At 45.7% G+C, this 1,053-nt stretch carries 2 protein-coding genes; one reads left to right on the top strand and one right to left on the bottom strand.

Annotation, left to right across the window (positions count from 1 at the left end):
* The coding region (locus R7E42_RS25515) for a LysR family transcriptional regulator (RefSeq protein ID WP_318073311.1) at window positions 1–386 on the bottom strand (386 nt) is incomplete at its 3' end.
* Window positions 387–498: 112 nt separating this feature from the next.
* Here R7E42_RS25515 and R7E42_RS25510 point away from each other — a divergent pair.
* The coding region (locus R7E42_RS25510; RefSeq protein WP_318073310.1) for a DMT family transporter at window positions 499–1,053 on the top strand (555 nt) is incomplete at its 3' end.

Raw genomic sequence — 1,053 nt, 5'->3', positions numbered from 1 at the left:
AGGTTAGATAGGCGTACATCAAGTTGGGGCGCGTAGGCTTGAAGACGTGGCATACGTGGGATCCACCAATGCAGTGCCAAGGAATTCACCATGTTTAGCGTAATGCGCTGAGAGTTTTGATCGTGCATCAGTGCTTCGGTTGCATCGACGATTTGTTCTAACGCTGGCGCGACTTTGCGGTAGTATTTTTTGCCTTCGGTATTGAGGTACACATGGCGTCCAATTCGGTCAAAAAGCGGTTTGTTTACTTGGCTTTCGAGAGATTTAATCGCTTGGCTGATCGCCGAGTGGCTAACGCTCAGAAGCTGGGCGGCTTCCGTCATACTGCCTGATTCCGCCACCGCCACAAACGCGTAGATGGATTTTAATGGTACTAATTTGCGCATGGAACGAACCTGTTTTAAATGTGTAAGTTTTACTTACAATAGTGGTTAATATTACTCGCTATTTCTATAAAGTCACTTTTCATAAAATGCTCCGAGAATTAAGGAGTATCTAATGAATTACGTTCACAAACCCATCGTATTTATGTTGATGTCTACATTAAGCTTATCTGTTACAGGGCTGCTAGCAAAGCAGCTGTCCGAGGCGCTTTCGGTAACCATGTTCAGCTTTCTGCGATTTTTCCTACCTGCGCTTATCTTGCTCTTAGTTCTGATCCCGAAAGGCATCAAACTGCCGAAATCGACCGAGCTGAAGCCCACTTTGCTACGCGCACTTTGTATTGGTCTGTCTCAATTGTGTTTTATTGCGTCTCTTCAAACGTTAACACTGGTCGAAAGTGTGGTCCTTTTTGCTACAGGCCCGTTGTTTATGCCTGTGATTGAGAAGCTTGTCTGGCATGGACAAATTCGTGCGTCCACCGTTTTTGGTATTGTGATGGCGTTTAGTGGTGTGGTGTTGTTGGCTGGAACGGAAGGCGAATTTACTTTGCGATACGACTTACTGCTTGGTTTGGCTGGCGGTCTGTTTAACTCCGGCTCACAATTGACGCTGTATAAAGTCAGCAAAAGTAATATGTCACCGCTAGAGATCAACTTCTGGGCGTTTAGC

The organism is Vibrio sp. Vb1337 (assembly GCF_033338715.1).
Taxonomy (GTDB): domain Bacteria; phylum Pseudomonadota; class Gammaproteobacteria; order Enterobacterales; family Vibrionaceae; genus Vibrio; species Vibrio alginolyticus.
The sequence above is the reverse complement of the archived record's forward strand: the minus strand, read 5'-3'. Positions and strand labels throughout refer to the sequence as shown.